Annotated in this window: 1 protein-coding gene and 2 pseudogenes; 2 read left to right on the top strand and 1 reads right to left on the bottom strand. The window is 45.0% G+C overall.

Features of this window, described 5'->3' with window-relative positions:
- Nucleotides 1–267 (top strand): annotated as a pseudogene (locus tag AAAU26_RS00220) (DUF4366 domain-containing protein); the annotation flags it as partial.
- 100 nt (nucleotides 268–367) lie between these two features.
- Nucleotides 368–646, top strand: a pseudogene (locus AAAU26_RS00215) (DNA topoisomerase); the annotation flags it as partial.
- 208 nt (nucleotides 647–854) lie between these two features.
- On the opposite strand, the gene AAAU26_RS00210 reads toward AAAU26_RS00215, so the two are convergent.
- Nucleotides 855–1,832, bottom strand: coding sequence for a hypothetical protein (locus AAAU26_RS00210; RefSeq protein WP_015537336.1), 978 nt, complete (start codon nucleotides 1,830–1,832; stop codon nucleotides 855–857).
- Between the last annotated feature and the right edge of the window lie 259 nt (nucleotides 1,833–2,091).

Here is a 2,091-nt window from a genome sequence, read left to right as displayed (position 1 = left end):
GCAGAAGAAGCGGCGGCATCCGGCGAGGAACAGCCCAAGGAAAACAAGGTCACAAAGATCGCATCCGGCTTTCTGGGCGTAGTCGTGCTGATTGCACTGGCGGCAGGCGGCATTTTCTACGCTTTCGCAAAGCAGAAGCAGAAAAAGCAGGCCGAAAAAGAAGCCCTCGACCCCGATGCAAACTACACCGAGGACAAGGGCGACTTCGAGATTCCCACCGAGGACGAGCCGGAGGAACCCGGTGAGGAAGATACCGAACCCATCTGATTTTAAGGCGGCATTTTGCCGCCGTACATATTGCAATCAGAAACAGATTGGAGTGATTTTTATCGCAAAATTAGTCGTGGCGGAAAAGCCCTCGGTGTCCATGTCCTATGCAAAAGTTCTCGGTGCGACCAACCGGCAGGACGGCTACCTTGAGGGCAACGGCTATCTTGTCAGCTGGTGCGTTGGTCATCTGGTGGAGCTGGCTCCGCCCAATGTCTACGATGCCAAGTATGTCAAGTGGAGCATCGCAGACCTGCCCATCCTGCCGCAAAAGTGGCAGTATCTGGTGTCTGCGTCCACCAAAAAGCAGTTTGGCATCCTGCAAAAACTCATGCACCGCCCGGACGTAGACAGCATTGTGAACAGTTGCGATGCAGGGTAGTGCGGTTAGGTGACTTAAGAGAAAGAAAAAGAGACCTCATCTCGTAAAAAAGCTAACGCGGTCGTCCGTTTCTGTATTGAAATACAGTGGACGGCCGCGTTAGCTTTTGGTGACCAAATAATGCCATGCCCCACAAGCAGGCAGATCAGCTGTTATCTTGGATTATTTGATGTTGCTATCAAGTTCTTGTGGTTCAAAACGCAATCTAAAACTCAATGGATTTTGCTATTTCTAACACTTGGCTTTCCGACACGGAATTCGATTCAAGTTCAACGGCAACAAAGCATTCTTTCTCGTTGTTATAAGAGAGGATGCCCCAGTTGTTCACAGGCTCAGCGTTTGCACCATCCTGATAAACTACTGTTGTAAGTGCAGTCGTTCCATATTTGTTTGTTTTAACCACATCATACCTGCTGTCTGTATCAAATCTGTAGACCGACCCAAGCCGAAGTGCAGAATATACGACCTGCACGGAATCTTTATCTCCCTCGTATGGTTCATAATTGCTGTAACCAATTGCACCGATAAGTGTGTGATCACTATCATAAATGTCATACACGGTGTACAGCGGATTCAATCCAGCAAGCATGAGCGGCTCATGTTCGGTGTCTGACTTTTTTGTTTTCTCCTGAAATTTCCACCCCTGTGGAAGTGTAATGGAAATCGCGCAATTCGATTGTTCCGATTCTTGTGCAGAAAATTCAATTTTATGATTTGGAATTCTTTCACCTTCAAATGTCCATCCATCTAAAATTTTTGATGCCATTTCAGCATATTCTCCACCTGTAGATGCAGACTTCAAATATTTATAAAGCGCCTTCTTTTCTTCATCTGACCCAGTATAGGAAATTTCTGACCTAATTCCCGTTATGACAAGTTCTTCAAACTTCTCATCGGTCATCAGCTTACTATGCTTCAGTATCCGAAGCGTATCTTCTGGAAATTCAACAAGCCGCTTAGACAATACCGAAAAACAATCTTCGGTATATCCGCCATCTGAAATTTTAAGTTCTTCTAATATTTGACCCGTTTCCATATCCTCAAGTTCTGATAAAAAATCTTGTGGATTTGATACCGATATGGAAACAGAGGATTCGGTGGAGGATGACGGTAGCGAATTTGTTGCGCAGGCGGATAAACTGGCCAGCATGATTGTGAGAATCACTATTTGAAATCGTTTCATCAGACATAACCTCCATTTTGTGTACTCCAGCAGGAGCTTTTGTTTAGTCAACGTAGTTCACACTGTGTTTGTGACAGCTTTTTTGAAAAAAGTTCAAAATCTTGTCAGCTTTGGACGCTTCAACAAAAAAGTGCCCACACATTTGTAAATGACAACAAGCGCGTGGGCAAAAATTCAGCCAGTGTGGAAGAATCATTTTTCTCACTAAATGACCCCAAATAATGTGACGAACTCTCAACCTCTATTATTACACCATCCG

Origin of the sequence: Faecalibacterium longum, assembly GCF_040094125.1 — a bacterium.
GTDB lineage: Bacteria > Bacillota > Clostridia > Oscillospirales > Ruminococcaceae > Faecalibacterium > Faecalibacterium longum.
Note: the sequence above shows the minus strand (reverse complement) of the source record. Positions and strands in the feature narration are given on the sequence as shown.

Coding starts and splice junctions, on each gene's coding strand:
- AAAU26_RS00210 (WP_015537336.1), bottom strand. CDS start 1,832: ATGAAACGATTTCAAATAGTGATTCTCACAATCATGCTGGCCAGTTTA.